Consider the following 20879-nt stretch of genomic DNA (forward strand, 5'->3'; position numbering starts at 1 on the left):
GCCCTGGTATTTTTACTGGGCGCAGAATTTACCTGGATATACGCCCGCGACCACGGTTCGCGCCGCAATAAAGCAAATGCCGGACAGGCCGATCCGGCCCGTGGCCAAGCACCGCCGAACAAAGCCGTCGAGCCGAACGCACAACAGGGCTTGTATAAATAATTCCGCGCGCTAACAGGCCCTAAGCGTTACAGCAGGAATACCAGCAGGGCGCGCTGCATGAATTCAGGCACCTCCATGACCTTGCCGTTCGCATCCACCCGACCGTCGCGGTAAACGATCTTGGACGAGGCCACGCCGTCGGTCTCGGATGCCAGGCCGGCCGCTTGCAGACGACTTGCGTAATTGTCATAGATGGCGGCCGACAGGGCCGCCGTATCAGGCGTGTGCCCATCCGGCTGCAAACGCCCCAGCGCTTCGACAAACATAGCCTTCTCGACTTTGATTTCAAGATCGAGCGAACGCAGCATTTTCAGCAACAACTCGTCGAGCGAACTGAAACCATCCACGGCCGGACGCGTAAGCTCGACAGTCAGCTTGGCCAGACTTTCACCTTTCTGGTTTGACCAGACCATCGGATCGAACGTCAGCACCGGGTCGGTGGCCAACAAAGCCAGAACCCGTTCTTGCAACTGGGTCGCTTCTTGGGGCGATAGTTGCCAGGTTTCCATGTCGGGGCCATGACGCTCGCTCAGGTCGTCGTATGCGGCGGCCAATGCTGTCAAAGCGGGCATGCTCAGATCTCGGGCGGCGGCACCCAGCGTCAACTTGCCAAGATCCAGACCGTCTGAACGAAGCTGCCCAAAATCGTAGCGTACTGATCCTTCGGCAAGATCGCCCACCTGCTTGCTGGAGGCGCGCATGACAAAATCCTTCAACGCCAGCACCTCTTGCCCGGACGAGTCCAGGCTCAGGTTCGTGGCTTGGGTCGTGGCGCTCATGCTTTTGGTGTTGCCATCTTGCAAAGCATCGTATTGAATGCTGAAGCCGGTGACACTGATACGTTCTGCTTCAAGACCCTGCGCGTAGCTCAGGTCATCGAATGCGCCGGTGACACGGCTGTTGGCAAAATTATTATCGAGGCTGACCTGCATGGCGCCGCCCGAAAACTTCAGCACCTGGTCCTTCTTGACCATGCTCAGCGGCTTGAAGCTCCAGTCGGAACTGGCTGAGCCCCCGAACCGAACCTTGGTGACACCAGTAACTGGAGATTGCCCGTTCAGGCTGTCGAACCAGGGCTGCGTAGCAGCCGAGGGCAGCAAGGCAGAACGGCTGAACGCCAACATGGGTGTGAGATCGCCGGCCGAAATGGCTGCAAGGGGAAACGGCCCGTGCTGAAGCCGGTCACTAAGCAGGAACTCTTGTGTTTGCCCGGCTTCGTCTTGAAGTTGCAACGAGTAAACGACGTCGGCCGAAAACACGCGTCGGCGATACTCGGCCACCGTCAGTTTCCCGCCCTGCACGGTGGGCTGCGTCAGCATCAGGTCGGCCATGCGCTCGTTGGCCTGCGCTACCGCCCGCTCAATGGCTTGCTGCGCCTGCTTGCCCACATACCATGTTGTTCCTACGTAGGCGATCACCGCCACCGCAACAGCCGTCAAGACACCCGTGCTTCTTTTCATTCTGATTCCAGAGGTTGATTAAGTCCATAACAAGCAAAGGCCGGCGACCCGTTTTTGTGGTGCGACAAATCGGGGTGCCGGCGCATGGCTGCCATATTCTAGCGTTGACCGCCCGTGAAGGGCGGCCGCAAGGTTAAATTAGTCGACCCGCTTGCGGGAAAGCTCACGTGGCAGCGGGAACGACACCGTTTCTTCGGTGCCTGGCAAGGTACGAACTGATATGGCGCCCAGTTGCTTGAGGCGCTCGATCACCTGTTGAACCAGGACTTCGGGCGCAGAGGCCCCTGCAGTGACGCCCACCCGGCGCGTGTCGGCCAGCCAGGCTGGGTTGATCATGCTGGGGTCGTCGATAAGGTGAGCCCGGGCGCCCCGCCGTTCAGCCACTTCGCGCAGGCGATTAGAGTTGGAACTATTGGTACTGCCTACCACCAGCACCAGGTCACACTCGGGCGCCATAACCTTGACGGCGTCCTGACGGTTTTGCGTGGCATAGCAAATATCGCTTTTCTTGGGTTCAACGATGCTAGGAAAGCGCGCGCGCAAGGCGTCGGCCACCAGGGCGGCGTCGTCGACCGACAAGGTGGTTTGTGTGACAAACGCCAGATTGTCGGGCGCGGTGACCTCAAGCTCGGCCACATCTTCTGGGGTTTCGACCAGGTACATGCCCTCTTTGGACTGACCCAGGGTGCCTTCGACCTCTGGGTGGCCGCGGTGGCCGATCATGATGATTTCACGGCCGGCAGCGCGCATTTTTGCCACTTCGACGTGCACCTTGGTTACCAACGGGCACGTGGCATCAAACACTTTCAAGCCCATTTGCGCTGCCTCGGCGCGCACATCTTTGGAAACCCCATGCGCCGAGAACACCACGATGGCGCCGCTGGGCGCCTGGTCGAGCTGATCGATGAAAATCGCCCCTTTGGCGCGAAGGTCGCTGACCACATACCGGTTATGGACGATTTCGTGGCGAACATAAATGGGCGCGCCATGAAGCTCGAGCGCACGCTCGACAATGTCAATGGCGCGATCGACCCCGGCACAAAAACCACGCGGCTGAGCCAACACGATTTCGGGCGTGGAGCCGTCGACGGCGGAAGTTGGGTTGGTCATTACAGCACTCCGAGCAGCGAGACCTCGATACGCAGATCGGCCCCCGCCAAAGGATGATTAAAGTCGAACAGCGCCCAGCCATCGCCCTGCTCTTTGAACACGCCCGAATATCGCCCGCCATTGGGGGCGGCAAACTCGACAATGTCTCCGGGCTGAAACAGGGTGTCGGGCTCGGTATGAGCATCGAGCATGGCTTGGCTGACACGCTGAAGCAGCTCGGGGTTGCGGTCTCCGTAGGCCTGGGCGGCCGACAGCTCAACGGTAAAACGGGCGCCTTCCGCGCGGTCAAGCAAGACCGACTCCATGCCGGGAGCCCATTGGCCCACGCCCATCTGCAGGGTGGCGGGACGATCGCTGAAGGTGTCAACAAACACCGACCCGGCCGCAGGCCCGCCCATGATCTCGATACGATAATGAAGGGTCAGGTAGGAATCGGGGCGGACAAAAGCATTCACTGGTTTGGCTTGCGTGGTCAAAATCTGTCACCGTACAAAGTTCTATATCTCATCTATTTTAGAGCCTATGTGTTCCGACCGCCTTTCCCTGGAAACTGAACGCCCGCGCGAGCGGCTGCTGGCGCACGGCGCGCAAGTGCTTACCTCGGCCGAGTTACTTGCCATTATCTTAAGGACCGGCCCCCGCGGCAGCGATGCGGTCGAGCTGGGACGGGGCCTGATCAACCGCTTCAAAGGCCTACGAGGGTTGCTGTCGGCCGATGCCCAGCAATTGCTGGGCATCCCGGGGCTGGGGCCGGCCAAAACCTGCGAGCTTCTGGCCATTAATGAACTGAACCGACGCGCCCTGGCCGAAGAACTGCATGCGGGCATCGACCTGAATCAACCCCAGTTGGTTAAACGTTACTGCACGGCCATGCTGGGCCATCTTCGCATCGAACACTGCATGGCCCTGTACCTGGACAACCAGTTCAGACTGATCGCCACCGAAGAACTGGCGCGCGGCACTCTTAGCCAAGCCTCGGTGTATCCTCGCGAGGTAGTGCGCGCCGGCCTGCGACACCACGCCGCTGCCCTGATCCTGGCCCATAACCACCCTTCGGGCGTAGCGGAACCAAGCCAGGCCGATCTGGCCCTTACCCGTCACTTAAAACATGCCCTGGCGCTGGTGGATATCCGGCTGCTTGACCACCTTGTAGTAACGGCACACAGCGCGGTTTCGTTGGCCGAACGCGGGCAAATATAAGGCACTTGAAACCGCAAAGTCTGCGTGCTAAAATTGCGAGTTACTTTGGATACGTGGCTGAGCCCTGTACCCACTGGCAGTGATACACAGCACAGTGATACACAGCGCAGCAACGGGCCAAATTTATTTTGGCCTATTCAGACCGGCGACCCGCAACCAAGAAGCCCCACAGGAAATTACCATGAAAGAAGGCATCCACCCCGAATACCGCGACGTTGTATTCCTTGACCAGCAAACGGGCAATACGTTCATTTCGCGTTCAACCCTGAACAGCCGCGAAACCATTGACCTTGATGGCAAAACGTACCCGCTGTTCAAGTGCGAAGTTACCTCGGAGTCGCACCCCTTCTATACCGGTGCCCAGACCCGTATCGTCGAAACCGGTCGCGTCGAGAAATTCCGCGCTCGTTTCGCACGTACCGCCGGCACGGTCAAGAAAGCTTCCTGATCCCATTCGCCGGTATTTAAAGGCAGCCTCAGGGCTGCCTTTTTACTTTAAGATGGCCGTGTTCCTTCACTTATAACAATATCTTTCCTGTGGCCTTGCATGACTCCCGCTCGACGCCTGCGCGCCTGACCGCCACGGCTACCACCAAGCTTCCCCGCCTATTTCTGATGGCTCTGGGGCTGGTCTATATCTTTGCGGGCCTGTTCTACCGAGACCCCTGGAAAACGGACGACGTTGCAGGCCTGGCCACCATGATCACCGCGCTTGATGGGTCATGGCAAGCCTGGTTGTTGCCGCAAATCGGCAACCTGGCCTACGCGCAAAACGGGCCGCTTATAACGTGGGTCGGCGCGTTCAGCATCTGGTTGTTCGCCCCCCTGCTCGAGTTATTTACCACGCCGCTAAATGCAGTACTGATCGCCTCGCGCGTGCCCAACCTGTTGTGGTTCGGCCTTATTACCAGCTCGGTCTGGTACGGTACCTATCTGCTGGGGCGCCGCCCCGAACCCCAACCGCTTGCACTACCCTTTGGCGGCGAGCCCACGGTGCGCGATTACGGCCGCATGATCGCCGACGCCGCTCTGCTGCTGGTTCTGGCCACTGTGGGCATTATCTGGCGCCTTCATGAAACCTCGGAAGTGCCGGCGCTGATCGCCTTTCAGGCCCTGGCGTTTTATGCCGTGGCCCGCATGCTGGATCACCCCCTATCAGGCGCCATCACCTTGGGCCTTGCGCTGGCCGCCGCCTTTCTGACGCGCGGCTGGATCGGCTCCCTGCCCATTATTCTGGCCATACCCTGCCTATTCATACCGCGCAGCGCATTGTGGCCGAGCAAACACTGGCTCATCATCAGCGCCGTGCTGGCTGTTTCATTGGGTCTGCTGTGGTGGATTCCTGCGCAACAGGCAAGCACCTACTGGGTTCATAATTGGTGGCTGTGGAACATCACGGCATTCGGTCTGCCCCAATGGCAAGAAGTACTGAGCGTGCTGCGCGACCTGCCTTGGTTTTTATGGCCTACATGGCCGTTCGCCCTGCTTGCCGTCTGGCGCTGGCGCGCCTGGCTGCTCGCCCCACACATCTGGGTGCCGCTAATGTTCGCAGTGTGGCCGTTCGTGATCCTGCTGTTCTTGGCCGACCCATTCGAACCCGAGTACAGTCTTATGGCCGTTCCCAGCGCGGTGCTGGCGGCCTTTGCGCTACCCACACTGCGCCGAGGCGTCGTCAATTCGCTGGACTGGTTTGCGGTGATGTGCTTTTCACTGACCTGCGCCACGGTCTGGCTAGGGTGGGTGGCTTTACAAGCGGGCTGGCCCGAGCAGATCTCTTACAACATCGCTCGTCAAACCCGCGGCTACGAAGCATTTGTACATTGGCCGGCCGTGATCATTGCATCGCTGGGCACCCTTGCCTGGATCGCCATTATTTACTGGCGCCTCAAAACCAAGCCCTCTGCACTGTGGCGGGGCACCGTGCTGTCGGCCTGCGGTATTGTGCTGACCTGGCTGCTGCTGGTCACCTTGTGGCTACCCGCGCTTGACTACGTGCGCAGCTATCGTGAAGTATCGGGCCAATTGGCTCAAGCGCTGCGCGTGCACGGCGGGCAAGGCGAGTGCGTGCGCGGGCTGGCGCTGGGTACCGGCCAGCGGGCTTCCTTCCTGGTGTTCGATAATCTCAAGTTCAGCTACGACGCCGATTGCGCCCTTGTACTGCAACAAACCTCTCCAGACGCAGTGCAATCGGGCGCCGCTGATTATTCACCGAACATACAGGTGCTTTGGGAAGGCAAGCGCGGTGCCGACAGGCGTGAAATCTTCCGTCTGTTGCGCATCGACGGTCAATGAACGTTTCCGCCCCCAAGCCCGGCTTCCTGCATTACGTCAAAGAGACGGTGCGGCAAGCCTGGCCCGTGCTGATCAGCGCTTGGGCAAGCATGGCGTTCGGCGTCATGGACACGGCCATGGCGGGTCACGCCGGGGCCGCCGAGCTGCAAGCCATGTCGCTGGCGGTTTCCATCTACATTACGATTTTCATCGGCCTGATGGGGGTGATCCACGCACTTATTCCCATCATTGGGCAGCATTACGGCGGAAAGCGCTTGCTCGAGGTAGGTCGGGCCTGGAGCCAGGGTGTCTGGCTGGCTCTGGCGCTATCGGTGCTGGGCGCCATACCCATGCTGTTTCCCGACATCTGGCTAATGTTGTCGGGCGATATCGACCCCGCCGTGCGCGATGGCGTCACCTGGTATTTGCGCGCCCTCATCCTGGCCCTGCCCGCCTCCCTGGTGTTCCGTTCCATTTACGCCCTGGGTACCGCCGTTTCGCGACCCAAGATCGTCATGGCCATTAACCTGGCCTGCATCGGCGTCAAGGCCTTTTTCAACTGGGTGCTTATTTTCGGCAAGTTCGGCGCACCTGTCATGGGCGCGGCCGGCGCAGGGCTTTCTACAGCCATCACCAGTTGGTTCAGTCTGGCGGCCGGCTTATGGATTATCCGCCACGACAAGTTCTTCAGCCAGTTTGAATTGCGTTTGTACCGTCCACGCTGGGTCGATCAGAAAGAACTGTTGCGACTGGGCATTCCCATGGGTGGCTCGTACCTGGTCGAAGTCTGCGCGTTTACGTTTATGGCGTTGCTGATTGCTCGCGAAGGCATGTACGCCACCGGCGGCCACCAGATTACGGCCAACCTGATGGCGGTGTGCTACATGCTGCCGATGTCGATCGGCATTGCATCGGCCTCGCTTACCGCGCAGGCCATTGGCGCTCAGGACATGGCCCGTGCGCGTCAGACCGGTTTGGCCGGGCTGACTATTTCATTGTTGGGTGCCTTGCTGACCGTTGCCCTGGTGGTCAGTGGGCAGCCGCTGATACTGGCCGCTTATACCGACGACCTGCAAGTAGCCGCGATGGCGGCCGCCTTGCTGCAAATATTGCCGTATTTTCATTTGTGCGATGCCATGCAATGCATCAACTCGTATTTGCTGCGGGCATACAAAATTGCCGTCGTGCCGCTGCTGATGCAGGTCATCGCCTTGACGGGCCTGGGCCTGATCGGAGGATGGCTGCTGGGTTTCGGCCCGCTAGCCGGCGCTCTGCAGCCTGTGTTGAACGTTTTGATGCCCGGTGCGCCCGTGGGCGCCGCCTCGATGTGGCTGATGGCCGCCCTGGGGCTGGGGCTGGCCGCCCTGTTGCAGCATCTGTGGTACTGGCGAGTGGTGCGACGCCACGAACGCGAGCACGGCCGTTAACTGTAGATGTAGTCGCGCCGCCACGGGTAGCTGAGGTCGGCCGGGTTGTCGAGCTCGTCTGAACGACCTGACACGGGCTTGTGCTGCAGCAACACCTGATGCAGCGAGATCCAGGCATGCTCAAAACCCATGGCGCAACCGGCCAGATACAGCCGGTAAGCGCGCAACGAGCGTTCGCCACTTTCGCTGGAAAGCGTCTTGCGGGCCTCTTCGAGCCGGGCTTCGAGCGCGTCGCTCCATGCCCAAAGGGTTCGGGCGTAGTGTGGGCGCAGGTTTTCGACGTCGACCTCTTCGAGCCCTGCGTCGGCGATCTGGGCCAGCTCATTGCTGATGTGCGTAAGCTCGCCACCCGGAAAAATGTATTTTTCGATGAACTCGCCCATGCCGGCACCGACTTCGGCGTTGTAAACCCCGCCGGCCGTGATACCGTGATTCATGATGAGCCCGCCCGGGCGCAACAGGCGACGCAGCTTGGAAAAGTACTGGGGCAATTGAGCGCGACCTACGTGCTCAAACATGCCCACTGAGGCGATCTTGTCGTATGGTCGTGATTCGTCGAGCTCGCGGTAGTCGAGCAAGGTCATGCGCACCCGGCCCGACAGGCCTTTTTCTTCGATCAGGCGATTGACATGGGCGTGCTGGTTTTTTGAAAGCGTGATGCCGGTTGCGTCGACGCCGTAATTTTCGGCCGCCCACAGCAAGAGCCCGCCCCAGCCTGCACCGATGTCAAGAAAACGCTCGCCTTCGTGCAGTCGTAACTTGCGGCAAATGTGATCGAGCTTGGCTTCCTGGGCCTGTGCCACGCTCATGCCGGGCTCGCGATAATAAGCGCACGAATATACGCGGCGCGGGTCGAGCCAAAGCTGGTAGAACTCGTCGGACAAATCGTAATGGAATTGAATCTGCCGGGCATCGCGAGCCTGCGAATGCCGCCAAATAGAGACCCAGTGCCGTTTCAGGGCAGTGAACCAATTGCCCTTGGCGCCATCAATAGGCGAACCGGACAGCATGGAAGAGGCAAGCTGCATCAGGTCGCGTATGGTCCCGTCGAACTCGAACTTGCCCTCGACGTAGTCTTGGCCCAAGGTGCCCGCCTCGCCGGAAGCCAGATGCATCAGCGTGGCATTATCCTTGACCTTAAGACGAATGCGCGCATCGTCTCGCCCTGCTTTATCTCCGCCGGGCAGTATCACCTGCACGGGAAGCGATAACGAAGCCAGTTTTTTTTCTACCAAAGATAAGACAGCACTCACTTTCTCAACCCCCTTGCTTAGCTGAAATCGAATACCGATCGGACAGAGACGCCCTTATATTATTTTCTGGTGCAACCTTTCTCGCTCCTGACTAGCCCCGCCTGTCCTCATACAGGTGCCCGGGTAAGCCATCTGCTCGACAATTTATCACCAAACACTAGCCACGGCACCCCCTGATCGGGCAATCCATGATCTATATGGGGGCTTGGGGCCGACATGCATAATCGCTGTTAGACTACCGGCTTGGTTTCTTGGCCGCCCGGCCCCCGCTTTACATGCCCTCCAGACAATTGACCCGCAAGCTGCCCGGCTGGCTGCTGCTGATGGGCGCCCTGACGGCGCTCGGCCCTTTGGCCATCGATATGTACCTGCCGTCGTTTCCTTCTATCGTGAAGGGGCTGGGGGCAACGCAGGGCGAGGTCGAGCGCACCCTGGCAAGCTATTTGATCGGCCTTGCGGCGGCGCAGATAATATATGGCCCCCTGGCCGACCGCTACGGACGCAAGCGGCCGCTTTTGGCGGGGCTGGTGATATTTTCCATCGCCTCGGTGGGTTGCGCCTTTACCACTGACATCGAGCATCTGACCCTGTGGCGCATCTTGCAGGCCTTGGGCGGAGCCGCCGGCATTGTGATTCCGCGAGCCGTAGTGCGCGACAACCTCGACACCCGCGATGCCGCCAAGGCGCTTTCAATACTGCTGCTGATCATGGGGGCCACACCCATACTGGGCCCAATTATTGGCGGGCAGGTGCTGCTGATTGCAGACTGGCGTGGCATATTCGGCATTATGGCGGTGGTGGGCGTAATAATGCTGGTGGTCACTGCAAGCAAGATGCGCGAAACCCTGCCCCCCGAAAAGGTCATTCCACTGCGGGTGTCCAGTATTTTCAGAAACTATTGGGGCTTGCTGCGCCACCGGCAGTTTATTTGCTATTCGCTGGCCGGCGGACTGGGCAGCGCTGGTATCTTCACCTTTATTTCGGGCGCTCCGCGCGTTTTAATCAACATATATGGCGTGCCGCCCCAGTACTTCGGCTTTCTATTCGGCCTGGGCGCTGCCTCGCTGATTTTTACGTCGCAGCTTAGTGCGCGCCTGCTTGATCGTCACTCGCCTGAACGCTTGCTTAAGCTTGCTCAGATTGCGGTAGCGGCCATAACCCTGGCGGGGCTGGCGCTGACGCTGGTCGGCTGGCTGAACCTGCCACTTCTGATGCTTTGCCTGATGGGCTTCATGGCCAGCCAGGGTTTCGTCAACCCCAACGCGGCTGCCCTGGCCCTGTCCGGCCAAGGCCATCGGCTTGGCGTGGCCTCGGCCATGATGGGAACCGTACAGATGATCGGCGGCGCCATTGCAGGCATCAGCATAAGCTACTGGCAGGCCGACACCGCCTTGCCACTTATAGGAATCCTGACGATATCTGTGGTGCTATCGTGGCTTTTTGGTGCACTTGCCCGACGCGCCGCTTGATAACCCCCATGTTTTCGTTATAGAATACATGGCTTTACAGCTGCAATTACAGCGGCTTGTGGCTTATACACGTAAGCAAAGATAGGCAACGTAGCGCAGCCAGGGCACGCAAAAAAACTTTTGCGGCAAGCTGTTTTTAGCGCACTACTTGCGGCACACCAAATTATTTAAGGGGTAGAACCATGGCACGCGTATGCCAAGTTACCGGCAAAGGCCCACGTACGGGCAACAACGTTTCACACGCCAACAACAAAACCAAGCGTCGCTTCTTGCCTAACCTGCAATCGCGCCGTTTCTGGGTCGAAAGCGAAAACCGCTGGGTTCGCCTGCGTGTTTCGGCCAACGCCATCCGCACCATCGACAAGAACGGCATCGACGTTGTTCTGGCCGACCTGCGCGCCCGCGGCCAAGCGGTCTAATTTCCGCAGCGGCAAACCCATACTCAGGAGCACACCATGGCTAAAGGCATCCGCGAGAAAATCAAACTCGAATCCACTGCCGGTACCGGTCATTTCTACACGACCACCAAAAACAAGCGCAACATGCCCGAGAAAATGCTGATCAAAAAATTTGATCCCGTTGCTCGCAAGCACGTCGAATACAAAGAAACCAAACTGCGTTAATCGACACCGCGCCGCACCCCCCGAATGCCCCGCCCCAACCAGCGGGGCATTTTGGTTTTTGGCATCTTATAATGCAGAGTTTGCACTAAACCCAATACAAAGAACCCGAACCCATGCAGGAACGCTATACCCCCGCCGAAGTTGAAGCGACCGCCCGGCAAGACTGGCAAGCGCGCGACGCCTATCGCGTTATCGAAAACGCCGTGGGCGCCGACGGCCGGCCCAAACCCAAGTTCTACGCGTGCTCGATGCTGCCTTATCCCAGCGGCAAGCTGCACATGGGTCACGTCCGCAACTACACCATCAACGACATGATGGCGCGGCAACTGCGCATGCGCGGGTATAACGTGCTAATGCCCATGGGCTGGGACGCTTTCGGCATGCCTGCCGAAAACGCCGCCATGAAGTCAAAGGTTCCCCCCGCCAAATGGACCTACGACAACATCGCCTACATGAAGAAACAGATGCAGGCGATGGGGCTGGCCATAGATTGGTCTCGCGAAATGTGCGCTTGCGACCCCAAATACTATAAGTGGAACCAGTGGCTGTTCCTGAAAATGCTTGAAAAAGGCATTGCCTATCGCAAGACCCAGGTCGTTAACTGGGATCCGGTCGACCAAACGGTTCTGGCCAACGAGCAGGTCATCGACGGGCGCGGCTGGCGCTCGGGTGCCCTGGTCGAGAAACGCGAAATCCCCGGTTATTACCTGCGCATCACCGACTACGCCGAAGAGCTGCTCGAACAAGTGCAGAACGGCTTGCCCGGTTGGCCCGAACGTGTGCGCCTGATGCAGGAAAACTGGATCGGCAAAAGCCAGGGCGTGCGCTTTGCCTTTACGCATCAAATTCACGACCACGACGGCAGCCTTATACAAGACGGCCGTATGTACGTCTTTACCACACGCGCCGACACTATTATGGGTGTCACGTTTTGCGCGGTTGCGCCCGAACACCCCCTGGCCAAGCATGCCGCACGCAACAATCCGGCGCTTGCCGACTTTATCGAGTCGTGCAAACAAGGCGGCACCACCGAAGCCGAAATGGCCCTGCGCGAGAAAGAAGGCATGCGCACCGGGCTTACCGTCACCCACCCGCTAACCGGCGAGCAAGTCGAAGTCTGGGTCGGCAACTACGTGCTCATGAGCTACGGCGACGGCGCCGTCATGGGCGTCCCCGCACACGACGAACGTGACTTCGCCTTCGCAAAAAAATACGGTCTGCCGATACGCGACGTGATTGCCGCCGAAGGTAAAACCTTCTCGACCGATGCCTGGCAAGAATGGTACGGCGACAAGCAGCACGCTCGCACAGTCAACTCGGGAAAATATAACGGCCTGGACCACACTGCCACCGTCGACGCCGTGGCCGCCGATCTGGCCGCCAAAGGCCTGGGCGAGAAACAAACCACCTGGCGCCTGCGCGACTGGGGCATCTCGCGCCAGCGCTACTGGGGCACCCCCATTCCCATCATTCATTGCGAGCATTGCGGCCCCGTACCGGTGCCCGAAAAAGACCTGCCCGTGGTGCTGCCCGACAACCTCATTCCCGACGGCAGCGGCAACCCGCTCGCCAAACATGAGGCTTTTCTGTCGTGCTCCTGCCCAAGCTGCGGCAAGCCTGCGCGGCGCGAAACCGACACCATGGACACCTTTGTCGATTCGTCCTGGTATTTCATGCGCTATACCTCGCCCGACAACGATCAGGCCATGGTCGATGAGCGCAACGATTACTGGATGCCCATGGACCAGTATATCGGCGGCATCGAGCACGCGGTGCTGCACCTGCTGTATGCCCGGTTCTGGACGCGAGTCATGCGCGACATGGGGCTGGTCAAGTTCGACGAGCCCTTCACCCGCCTGCTGTGCCAGGGCATGGTGCTTAACCACATCTATTCGCGCAAGAACCAGCAAGGCGCGATCGAGTACTTCTGGCCCGAAGAGGTCGAAGACATTCATGACGCCAAGGGCGTGGTCGTGGGCGCCAAGCTCAAGTCGGATGGCTCTGCCGTGCAATACGGCGGCATCGGCACCATGTCCAAGTCCAAGAACAACGGCGTCGATCCCCAATCGCTGATCGACTCCATGGGCGCCGACACGGCCCGTTTGTTTGTCATGTTCGCCAGCCCACCCGAGCAAACCCTTGAGTGGTCCGATTCGGGCGTAGACGGAGCACACCGCTTCCTGCGCCGCCTGTGGGCCTTCTGCCATGCGCAGCAAGACGCTGTTCGCGGGGCCGTGGCCGTGGCCGGCAAACCCGACTTCAGCAATGCCGACGCCGACACCAAGACCTTGCGCCGCGAGGTCCACGGCCTGCTAAAGCAGGCCGACTACGACTACCAGCGCATTCAGTACAACACCGTGGTTTCGGCGTGCATGAAAATGCTCAACACGCTCGAGTCAGCCAAGCTGCCCGATACGCACATTGCGCGCCAAGGCATGGCCGATGCCTTAAGCATCTTGCTGCGCGTGCTGTATCCGGTGGTGCCGCACCTTACCTGGCAACTGTGGCGCGACCTGGGCTATGACGAGCAGTATGGCGACATGCTTGACGCCCCTTGGCCACAGGTCGACAGCGCTGCACTGGTTGCTGACGAAATCGAGCTGATGCTTCAGGTCAACGGCAAGCTGCGCGGCGCCATCACCATTGCCAATGGCACACCTAAACCCGAGATCGAGCAGCAGGCAGCCCAACACGAAGCCGTTTCCAAGTTTCTTGAAGGCCGCCCGGTAAAACGGGTTATTGTGGTACCCGGTAAACTCGTCAACGTCGTCGGATAAAAAAATGCACGCAACTGCGCATCGCCCTATTTTTATTGGTTCGCGCCTGGGTCTGCGCGCGCTTGCCTGCGTTTTGTTGCTGGCGTTACTGGCCGCCTGCGGGTTCCGGCTCAAGGGCGCCACCCCCCTGCCCTTCGATACGCTTTACACCAACATTGCCGAAAACTCCGCCTTTGGGGCCGACCTTCGGCGTCTTGTCGTGGCCACGTCGCCCAATACTCGTTTTGTGTCAGACGTAACCCAGGCGCAGGCAAGGCTCACACAGCTATCCCTGCAACGCTCCATGCGCGAGATCGCCATCAGCCCCGACGGCCTGGTAGAAGAGTACGAACTCAACCTGATCTTCGTGTTTCAGCTCACCGACGCGCAAGGCCGGGTGCTGCTGCCGCCGACCACACTACGCTCTACCCGCGAGGTTCCCTACGACCCTAACGCCATTCAGGCCAAGCAAGGCGAAATCGGCTCACTCTTCCAGGAAATGCAACGCAGCCTCATCGACCGTATCGTGCGCCGCCTGACATCGCCGGAAGTCATCGAAGCCTACAATAACCGCCAGTCCCTCGCCCCCGACTCTGACACCATCGCGCCGGCGGCGCCCGATGCGCCGTCAGACAACACTGTGCCCGCTCCAGGTGTCATTCCCTTGCCCGGACCCGACATGGCGCCGTCGTACTAAGGCGGAGCCATGGCTCGCCGTCCCGACATTGACACCCTGATCAGGCAACTTGAGCAGGCCGGTAAGGCAGGCCAGAGCCTTGACGGCCTGTACGTGATCACCGGCGATGAACCGTTGCTGGTTACAGAGGCCCTGGACAGCCTGCGATCGTGCGCCACAAAATCCGGCTACCTCGAACGCAGCAGCCTGGTCATGGACGCCCGCAGCGATTGGTCGGCCGTTACCGCCGCCACGCAGAACGTTTCCCTGTTTGGTGACAAACGCCTGATCGAACTCAAGATTCCCGGTGGAAAGCCCGGTAAAGTCGGCGCGGACACCCTATTGAAGCTGACTGAGCTCTCGAAAGGCTCAGCCTTGTCCGATACAGTCGTACTTATCAGTCTGCCTCGGCTGGACAAGACCACGAAGAACAGCAAATGGGCAACAGCCCTGCAGCAAGCGCGTGCCTTCCTTGAAATACCCAGCATCGAACGCAACGCCCTGCCCGACTGGATTCAGTCGCGCCTGACCCGACAAGGCCAGCGTCTTGAACCGCAAAGCCTCGAATGGATGGCCGACAAGGTAGAAGGCAATCTGCTCGCCGCGCATCAGGAAATTCAGAAGCTGGGCCTGCTATACCCCGAAGGCCCCATAAGCCCTGAAGACGTTGAGCAGGCCGTGCTGGATGTGGCCCGTTACGATGTATTCGGTCTGCGCGACGCCATGCTGTCAGGCCAGGCAGCCCGCGCACTGCATATTTTGCAAGGGCTTAGGGCTGAAGGCGAAGGCCTTCCCCTGGTGCTTTGGGCCGTCGGAGACGAAATCCGCCTGTTGGCACGCCTATCGGCCCTGCAAGCCGCCGGCCAAGATTTAGGTGCCGCGATGCGTCAACAACGGGTTTTCGGCAACCGCGAGAACTTGCTGAGGCAGACGTTGCGGCGCCTGCCGGCCGGCCTATGGGCCGTGGCGGTTCAGCATGCCCACGATGTCGACCGGCTGATCAAAGGCTTGAAAGTACCCGGACGGCTCGACGACCCCTGGGAAGAGCTGGCCCGCCTGGTGCTGCGCGTGGCCACGCCCCGCTCGGCCTGACGCCGCTACGACAAATACACAAGACGTTGCCCGACCCGCCTCCTGGCGGCACAAGCCATTACATTACAATAGCGTATCAAGCAATTTTACGGCGCGCTGCGCACCGTTCTTATTTTTGTACAGAGCCTCAGCATGAACAGTTCCGGTTCCAACACCCAAGCCATTGCCTCGGCAGCGGGCGCAAGCGCGCTCGAGCTGGGCCAGCGCGCTCGCGCCGCATCACGCGTGCTCATGAGTGCCCCCGACTCTGCCAAAAGCGCGGCCTTGCTGGCCATGGCCCAGCGTTTGCAAAGCAATAAGCAGGCACTTCAGGAAGCCAACGCCAAAGACCTGGAAGCGGCCCGCCGCAACAACCTGGCCGCCGCGCTGCTCGACCGCCTGACCCTCTCGGACAAAGCGTTGGCCACCATGACCGCCGGCCTTCAGCAAATTGCCGCCATGCCCGACCCGGTAGGCACCCAATCAAGCTCGGTGCTGCGGCCCAACGGCATGCGGGTGGGCCAGATGCGTGTGCCGCTGGGCGTCATCGGCATTATTTATGAGTCGCGCCCCAACGTCACCATCGACGCGGCCGCACTGTGCCTCAAGTCGGGCAATGCCACCATATTGCGCGGCGGCAGCGAAGCCTTTCATTCAAATCAGGCACTGGGCGAAGTCATTCGGCTGGGCCTGCTTGATGCCGGCCTGCCCGAGCACGCGGTACAAGTTGCCGCCACCACCGACCGCAGCCTGGTGGGCGAGCTGATTACCCTTACCGATTACATTGATGTCATTATTCCGCGGGGCGGCAAGGGGCTGATCACACGACTGGCCGCCGAAGCAAAAGTGCCCTTGCTCAAGCATCTCGACGGCAACTGCCATGTGTACGTTGACGCCGGCGCCGACCTCGACAAGGCACACGATATTGCCGTAAATGCCAAAACCTACCGTTACGGCATCTGCGGCACCATGGAAACCCTGCTGGTCCATGGCAACGTCGCGCCGGCACTGCTTCCGCGACTGGCTGCCACCCTGCACGAGAAAGGCGTAGAGCTGCGCGGCTGCGAACGAACCCGGGCGCTGGTTGCCGGGGTCAACCCTGCCACCGACGAAGACTGGGCCACCGAATACCTGGAGCCGATCCTGGCGATACGGGTTGTCGATGACCTGAGCCAGGCCATCGAACACATTACGCGCTGGAGTTCAGGGCACACCGAGTCTATCGTCACCGAAAGCCTGGCGGCCGCTACCCGCTTTCAGCGCGAAGTCGACTCCAGTTCGGTTTATGTGAACCTTCCCACCTGCTTTGCCGACGGCTTCGAATACGGCCTGGGTGCAGAAATCGGCATCTCGACCAATCGGTTGCATGCCCGTGGCCCAGTCGGCCTCGAAGGCCTGACCACCTACAAATGGGTACTGACCGGCAACGGCCAATTGCGCGGCTGACCCATGCTCTGGATCAAGTCGTTTCACCTGCTTTTCGTCATCTCGTGGTTTGCGGGGCTGTTTTACCTGCCCCGCATTTACGTCAATATGGCGCAAAGCACCGAGCCTGCCGTACAGCAGCAACTGCTTGGCATGGCACGGCGCCTGTACCGCTTCATGACCATCCTGGCCGTACCTGCGGTAGTGCTGGGCCTGTGGCTGTACCTGGGTTATGGGCTGGGTCAGGGCCAAGGCTGGATGCATGCAAAACTGCTGGGCGTGGCCTTGCTGCTGGGCTACCATTATCAGTGCAAACGCATTCTTAACACGTTCATCGCCGGCAGCAACACTCGCAGCCATCGCTACTATCGATGGTTCAACGAAGTTCCGGTGTTTTTGCTGCTGGCCATATTAATTCTGGTCATTGTGCGACCCTTCTAGCGCTGCATCCCGTGCAACCGCGCCTTTTCATTTCATGACCGACCCCAAGAAGCCCGGCAGTACGCTGACACTCAAGAAAAAACCCGCTGCGCCTGCAAACGAGAACACAGGCGAACGAAAGCGATCGGGCGCCCGTGCGCGCCAAGTGGCCCAGCTCGAGCGTGTCCGACAACAACAGGGCGAGGCCAACCAGCTGAAGTCTCGACCCCACGCGCAACCCAAAGGGCCATCCGCCAGTTCCGATACGACCGAAAGCCGCCGCTCGCCGGCCGGCTCCGAGCCCAGCGCGGCACCACGAATAACGATAAAGACATCAGACCGACGATCGGTCGGGCCGCGCTCGGTCGGGCCGCGGTCGGCCCGCGCCTCCGAGACCTTTTTTGTGTTCACACCCTGCCCCAGCGGCCTTGAAGAGGCCCTGATGCTCGAGTTGCAGGCATTGGGTTTTTCAGACGTAAAAGCAGGCCGTGCCGGCTGCCGCTTACAAACAAACTGGACCGGGATCCAGCGAATCAATCTGTACTCGCGTCTTGCAACCCGTGTGCTGGTACAAGTGTCGCAAGCCCCCGTTCAGAACGAAGACGACATTCTGGCGCTGGCATACGATACAGAATGGGAGCGCTGGTTTGGCGCAGAGCACACCCTGCGCGTTGACACGTCGGCCATACGCAGCCCCATGAAAAGCCTGCAGTATTGCAACCTGCGGGCCAAAGACGGAATTTGCGACCGCCTGCGCGACCGCGAAGGCAGCCGGCCTGACATCGATACCGTTCGGCCCGACGCCCGGGTACACCTTTTCCTTAACGAAGACAGTGCTACGCTGTATCTGGACACCAGCGGCGAGTCGCTGTTCAAGCGCGGTTGGCGGCTGGACAAAGGCGAAGCCCCCATACGCGAGAACCTGGCTGCGGGCCTGCTGGCCTTGTCCGATTGGGACCCAGCCCAGGCACTGTTCGACCCATTTTGCGGTAGCGGCACCATTTTGATTGAGGGCGCCTGGATCGCCCTGGGAGTGCCTCCCGGCATCTGGCGTCCCTTCGGTTTTGAGCGGCTGCGCAACCATGACGCCCGCCTTTGGCGCGACCTGAAAGACGACGCCCGCAGCCACATCGCCACGCGGCTTGACGCCCCGCTGGTAGGCGTGGACCTTAACCCGGCAGCCATTGAGGCAGCCCGACAAAATGTGGAGCGCGCCTGGCTTACCCCGGACACGATCCGATTCGAAGTGGGTGATGCGCGCACAGTGGCGCCACCCGCTGACAACGGCTGGATCGTCACCAACCCACCCTACGGCGAACGCCTGCCCGAAGACGACCCCGAACTGTGGCGGGAATGGGCGCAGAACCTCAAGCGCCAATACAGTGGGTGGCAGGTGCACGTCATTTCCAGCGACCTTGATCTTCCTCAGCGCCTGCGGTTAAAGCCGCGTCGACGCCACCCGTTGTACAACGGCCCCCTGGATTGCCGTTTATTCAGTTTCGACATGGTCGAAGCCGGCTATCGTCGCACGTCGTCGACGGATTCGGTCTAAAAAACAACGTTTCTTTCGCACTGCAACATATTGGCTTGCTTTGGCCTAGGGTTTTCCCCTATAATAGGGTTAACCCTGAGCGAAGCGCTCATTTCATGTAGAGAGGCCAATCATGATCCATTTGAATAGCGACATTGTTCTAACCGACGAACTCGAACGCCAATTGATGCAAGAAGCAATCGAACAGCAGGCCCGTTTCAAACCCGGCAAAGCCATTAAAAACCTGTTCGCCAAACTGGCCACTTCGTCCAAGCAGGCTTCGAACGGCGTTTCCACGCGCGAAGTTGAGTCGGCTGCATAATTACCAAAGCCGCTCCGGCCGTTAATACAACGGTCATGCCGGATCAAGCCCGGACAGTTGAAAAGCCGCATTAGCGGCTTTTTTGCTGTGTGGCGGCTTCATTGGCCTACCCCTGGCCCGCAGCAGAGCGGTTTATGCGTGATAATGACGAACCTTCGCGCCTTGTTCCGCGCGCATCTGCCCCCCCAGCCAAATTTTCGCAATGCAACATTCCATTTCCTTTTCCGGTACGGACTTTACCGCACCCGTTCCCAGCCGCTGGCGCCGATTCGCCAGCATGATGTACGAAGGGGTGTTGCTCTTTGGCGTCGTGTTTCTGGCCAGCTACCTGTTTGATACGTTAACGCAAAGCCGCAGTGGGCTTACCTTGCGCAGCCTGCGGCAACTGGTGCTGTTTCTGGCCATTGGCGCGTACTTTGTGATGTGCTGGCGGTACAACGGCCAGACCCTGCCCATGAAGACCTGGAATATCCGCCTGGTTGACCGAAACGGCCGCGCACCAAGCCTGAAACGCCTGGCTCTGCGCTACCTCTTGCTGTGGCCCATACCGTTGCTGGCTGCGCTGGTGATCCAGGGTGTACTGTATCTTACGGGGTATCGATCCACCGGCATGTTCATTGTGTTCGCCCCCTTTGCTGTGTTTATATGGACCTGGTTCGATCCTCAGGGCCAATTCCTGCATGACCGTTTACTGGGCACCCGGCTTATTCACACCGACGCCAAGCCTGCCAAGCAGGGATAAACCCTAAGCCGGCCGTATTCTGAAACCAGGGGGATTGCACTGACGCCGCTTGTCGTTCATGCTTGCGGGGTATCGGAACCCACGACAATCTGCCTGGCTGATTCCCCATAGAAATGAACGATCAATACGCGGAGCTGTACTCGTCTTATCAGTGGCTTGTTCCTTCTCAACTAAACATTGCTCAGGTGTGCCTGCATCGCTGGGCTGAAAACTCCCACGAAGGCCGCCGCACCGCCGTTTACACCGAAGATGAACTCGGTCGCGTAGACACCTGGTCGTTTTCACGTCTTGCAGAAACCTGCAACCAGCTCGCCAACGGCCTGCTGCGTATGGGCGTGCAACCCGGCGACCGTGTCTGCATCGCCATGGGGCAAAGGCCCGAAACAATCGCCGCCTACATGGCGGTGTTCAGCGTGGGCGCGGTGGCCATGCCGCTGGCAAGCACGCTTGAAGCAGGCGCTATCGAGGCACGCCTGCGGCACGCCCAGGCTCGCGTCGCACTGGTCGACACCATCGCAGGGCCCGACCTGCTTCAGGCGCATCTTGCCTACCCCGAACTCGCGCAAATTATCGGGCTGGGCTTCCAGCACGACAACATCATTCCGTGGCGCACCCTGCTGGCGCGTCAACCCGTCACTTTCAAACCCGAGCTCACCAGCTCAGCGCAGTCCGCCCTGCTGGTTTACGACGCCTCAAGCCACCAGCCCCTTAAAGGCATATTGCTGTCACATGATGCGCTACTTGGCAGCCTGCCGGGCTTTGTCGCCGCCCAGAACTGGTTTCCCCACATGGCCGGCCCATTCTGGAGCCCGGTCGACTGGGCCTGCACCGAAGGGCTGCTGGCGGCCATGTTGCCGGCGCTTTATTTTGGCCGACCCGTGGTCGACGCGCTGGGCCGCTTTTCGGGCGCGCGTACACTTGAAATTCTTGCCCGCTATCAGGTCAGCCACACTTATTTCTC

General features: G+C 59.8%; 20 protein-coding genes. 16 read left to right on the plus strand and 4 right to left on the minus strand.

Going from position 1 to position 20879, the window contains the following annotated elements; all coding sequences use genetic code 11:
- Positions 1-188: 188 nt before the first annotated feature.
- The 3 genes from VL003_RS01315 to VL003_RS01325 all read right to left on the minus strand — a co-directional run bounded on the left by VL003_RS01315 (position 189) and on the right by VL003_RS01325 (position 3208).
- A complete protein-coding gene (locus VL003_RS01315) occupies positions 189-1622 on the minus strand; it encodes a YdgA family protein (RefSeq protein WP_325438794.1) in 1434 nt (477 codons plus the stop codon).
- A gap of 138 nt (positions 1623-1760) precedes the next feature.
- Positions 1761-2732: a 4-hydroxy-3-methylbut-2-enyl diphosphate reductase gene (gene ispH / locus VL003_RS01320; protein ID WP_325438796.1), complete on the minus strand. Its 972-nt coding sequence runs from the start codon at positions 2730-2732 to the stop codon at positions 1761-1763.
- A complete protein-coding gene (locus VL003_RS01325) occupies positions 2732-3208 on the minus strand; it encodes an FKBP-type peptidyl-prolyl cis-trans isomerase (RefSeq protein WP_325438798.1) in 477 nt (158 codons plus the stop codon). Before VL003_RS01325 ends, ispH begins: the two co-directional genes overlap by 1 nt.
- 46 nt (positions 3209-3254) lie before the next feature.
- Here VL003_RS01325 and radC point away from each other — a divergent pair, with 46 nt between their 5' ends.
- The 4 genes from radC (at position 3255) to VL003_RS01345 (ending at position 7630) form a co-directional block, all read left to right on the plus strand.
- Positions 3255-3932, plus strand: a complete 678-nt coding sequence (gene radC / locus VL003_RS01330; protein WP_325438800.1) for a RadC family protein — start codon at positions 3255-3257, stop codon at positions 3930-3932.
- A gap of 181 nt (positions 3933-4113) precedes the next feature.
- Positions 4114-4380, plus strand: a complete 267-nt coding sequence (locus VL003_RS01335) for a type B 50S ribosomal protein L31 (RefSeq protein ID WP_325438802.1) — start codon at positions 4114-4116, stop codon at positions 4378-4380.
- 167 nt (positions 4381-4547) lie between these two features.
- Positions 4548-6224 carry a glycosyltransferase gene (locus VL003_RS01340; RefSeq protein ID WP_325438832.1) on the plus strand — a complete coding sequence of 559 codons (1677 nt, stop codon included), beginning with the start codon at positions 4548-4550 and terminating at the stop codon, positions 6222-6224.
- Positions 6221-7630, plus strand: a complete 1410-nt coding sequence (locus VL003_RS01345) for an MATE family efflux transporter (protein ID WP_325438804.1) — start codon at positions 6221-6223, stop codon at positions 7628-7630. Before VL003_RS01340 ends, VL003_RS01345 begins: the two co-directional genes overlap by 4 nt.
- Here the strand turns inward: VL003_RS01345 and VL003_RS01350 are convergent.
- Positions 7627-8883, minus strand: coding sequence for a class I SAM-dependent methyltransferase (locus VL003_RS01350; protein ID WP_325438806.1), 1257 nt, complete (start codon positions 8881-8883; stop codon positions 7627-7629). The two genes, VL003_RS01345 and VL003_RS01350, sit on opposite strands and share 4 nt — an antisense overlap.
- Before the next feature lie 275 nt (positions 8884-9158).
- Between VL003_RS01350 and VL003_RS01355 the strand changes: the two genes are divergently transcribed.
- The 12 genes from VL003_RS01355 to VL003_RS01410 form a co-directional block, all read left to right on the plus strand.
- Positions 9159-10352 (plus strand): Bcr/CflA family multidrug efflux MFS transporter, encoded by a 1194-nt coding sequence (locus tag VL003_RS01355; RefSeq protein ID WP_325438808.1) that lies wholly within the window; start codon positions 9159-9161, stop codon positions 10350-10352.
- 182 nt (positions 10353-10534) lie between these two features.
- Positions 10535-10771, plus strand: a complete 237-nt coding sequence (rpmB, locus tag VL003_RS01360; RefSeq protein ID WP_325438810.1) for a 50S ribosomal protein L28 — start codon at positions 10535-10537, stop codon at positions 10769-10771.
- Positions 10772-10807: 36 nt separating this feature from the next.
- Complete coding sequence (gene rpmG, locus VL003_RS01365) at positions 10808-10975, plus strand: 50S ribosomal protein L33 (RefSeq protein WP_301115899.1); 168 nt, start codon at positions 10808-10810, stop codon at positions 10973-10975.
- Between the two features lie 113 nt (positions 10976-11088).
- Positions 11089-13752 (plus strand): leucine--tRNA ligase, encoded by a 2664-nt coding sequence (gene leuS / locus VL003_RS01370; protein ID WP_325438814.1) that lies wholly within the window; start codon positions 11089-11091, stop codon positions 13750-13752.
- Positions 13753-13756: 4 nt separating this feature from the next.
- Positions 13757-14428: an LPS-assembly lipoprotein LptE gene (locus tag VL003_RS01375; protein WP_325438816.1), complete on the plus strand. Its 672-nt coding sequence runs from the start codon at positions 13757-13759 to the stop codon at positions 14426-14428.
- A gap of 9 nt (positions 14429-14437) precedes the next feature.
- Positions 14438-15499 carry a DNA polymerase III subunit delta gene (gene holA, locus VL003_RS01380; RefSeq protein WP_325438818.1) on the plus strand — a complete coding sequence of 354 codons (1062 nt, stop codon included), beginning with the start codon at positions 14438-14440 and terminating at the stop codon, positions 15497-15499.
- A 132-nt stretch (positions 15500-15631) separates the two neighbouring features.
- Positions 15632-16924 carry a glutamate-5-semialdehyde dehydrogenase gene (locus VL003_RS01385; protein ID WP_325438820.1) on the plus strand — a complete coding sequence of 431 codons (1293 nt, stop codon included), beginning with the start codon at positions 15632-15634 and terminating at the stop codon, positions 16922-16924.
- Positions 16925-16927: 3 nt separating this feature from the next.
- Complete coding sequence (locus VL003_RS01390) at positions 16928-17344, plus strand: CopD family protein (RefSeq protein WP_325438822.1); 417 nt, start codon at positions 16928-16930, stop codon at positions 17342-17344.
- Between the two features lie 34 nt (positions 17345-17378).
- Entirely contained in the window at positions 17379-18875 is a 1497-nt protein-coding gene (locus tag VL003_RS01395; RefSeq protein WP_325438824.1) for a THUMP domain-containing class I SAM-dependent RNA methyltransferase, read from the plus strand.
- Between the two features lie 112 nt (positions 18876-18987).
- A complete protein-coding gene (locus tag VL003_RS01400; RefSeq protein ID WP_325438826.1) occupies positions 18988-19176 on the plus strand; it encodes a hypothetical protein in 189 nt (62 codons plus the stop codon).
- Positions 19177-19378: 202 nt separating this feature from the next.
- A complete protein-coding gene (locus VL003_RS01405; RefSeq protein WP_325438828.1) occupies positions 19379-19918 on the plus strand; it encodes an RDD family protein in 540 nt (179 codons plus the stop codon).
- 113 nt (positions 19919-20031) lie between these two features.
- Positions 20032-20879: AMP-binding protein (locus VL003_RS01410; protein WP_325438830.1), on the plus strand; the 848-nt coding region annotated here is incomplete at its 3' end.

The organism is Pusillimonas sp., from assembly GCF_035515275.1.
Classification (GTDB): Bacteria; Pseudomonadota; Gammaproteobacteria; order Burkholderiales; family Burkholderiaceae_B; genus Pusillimonas.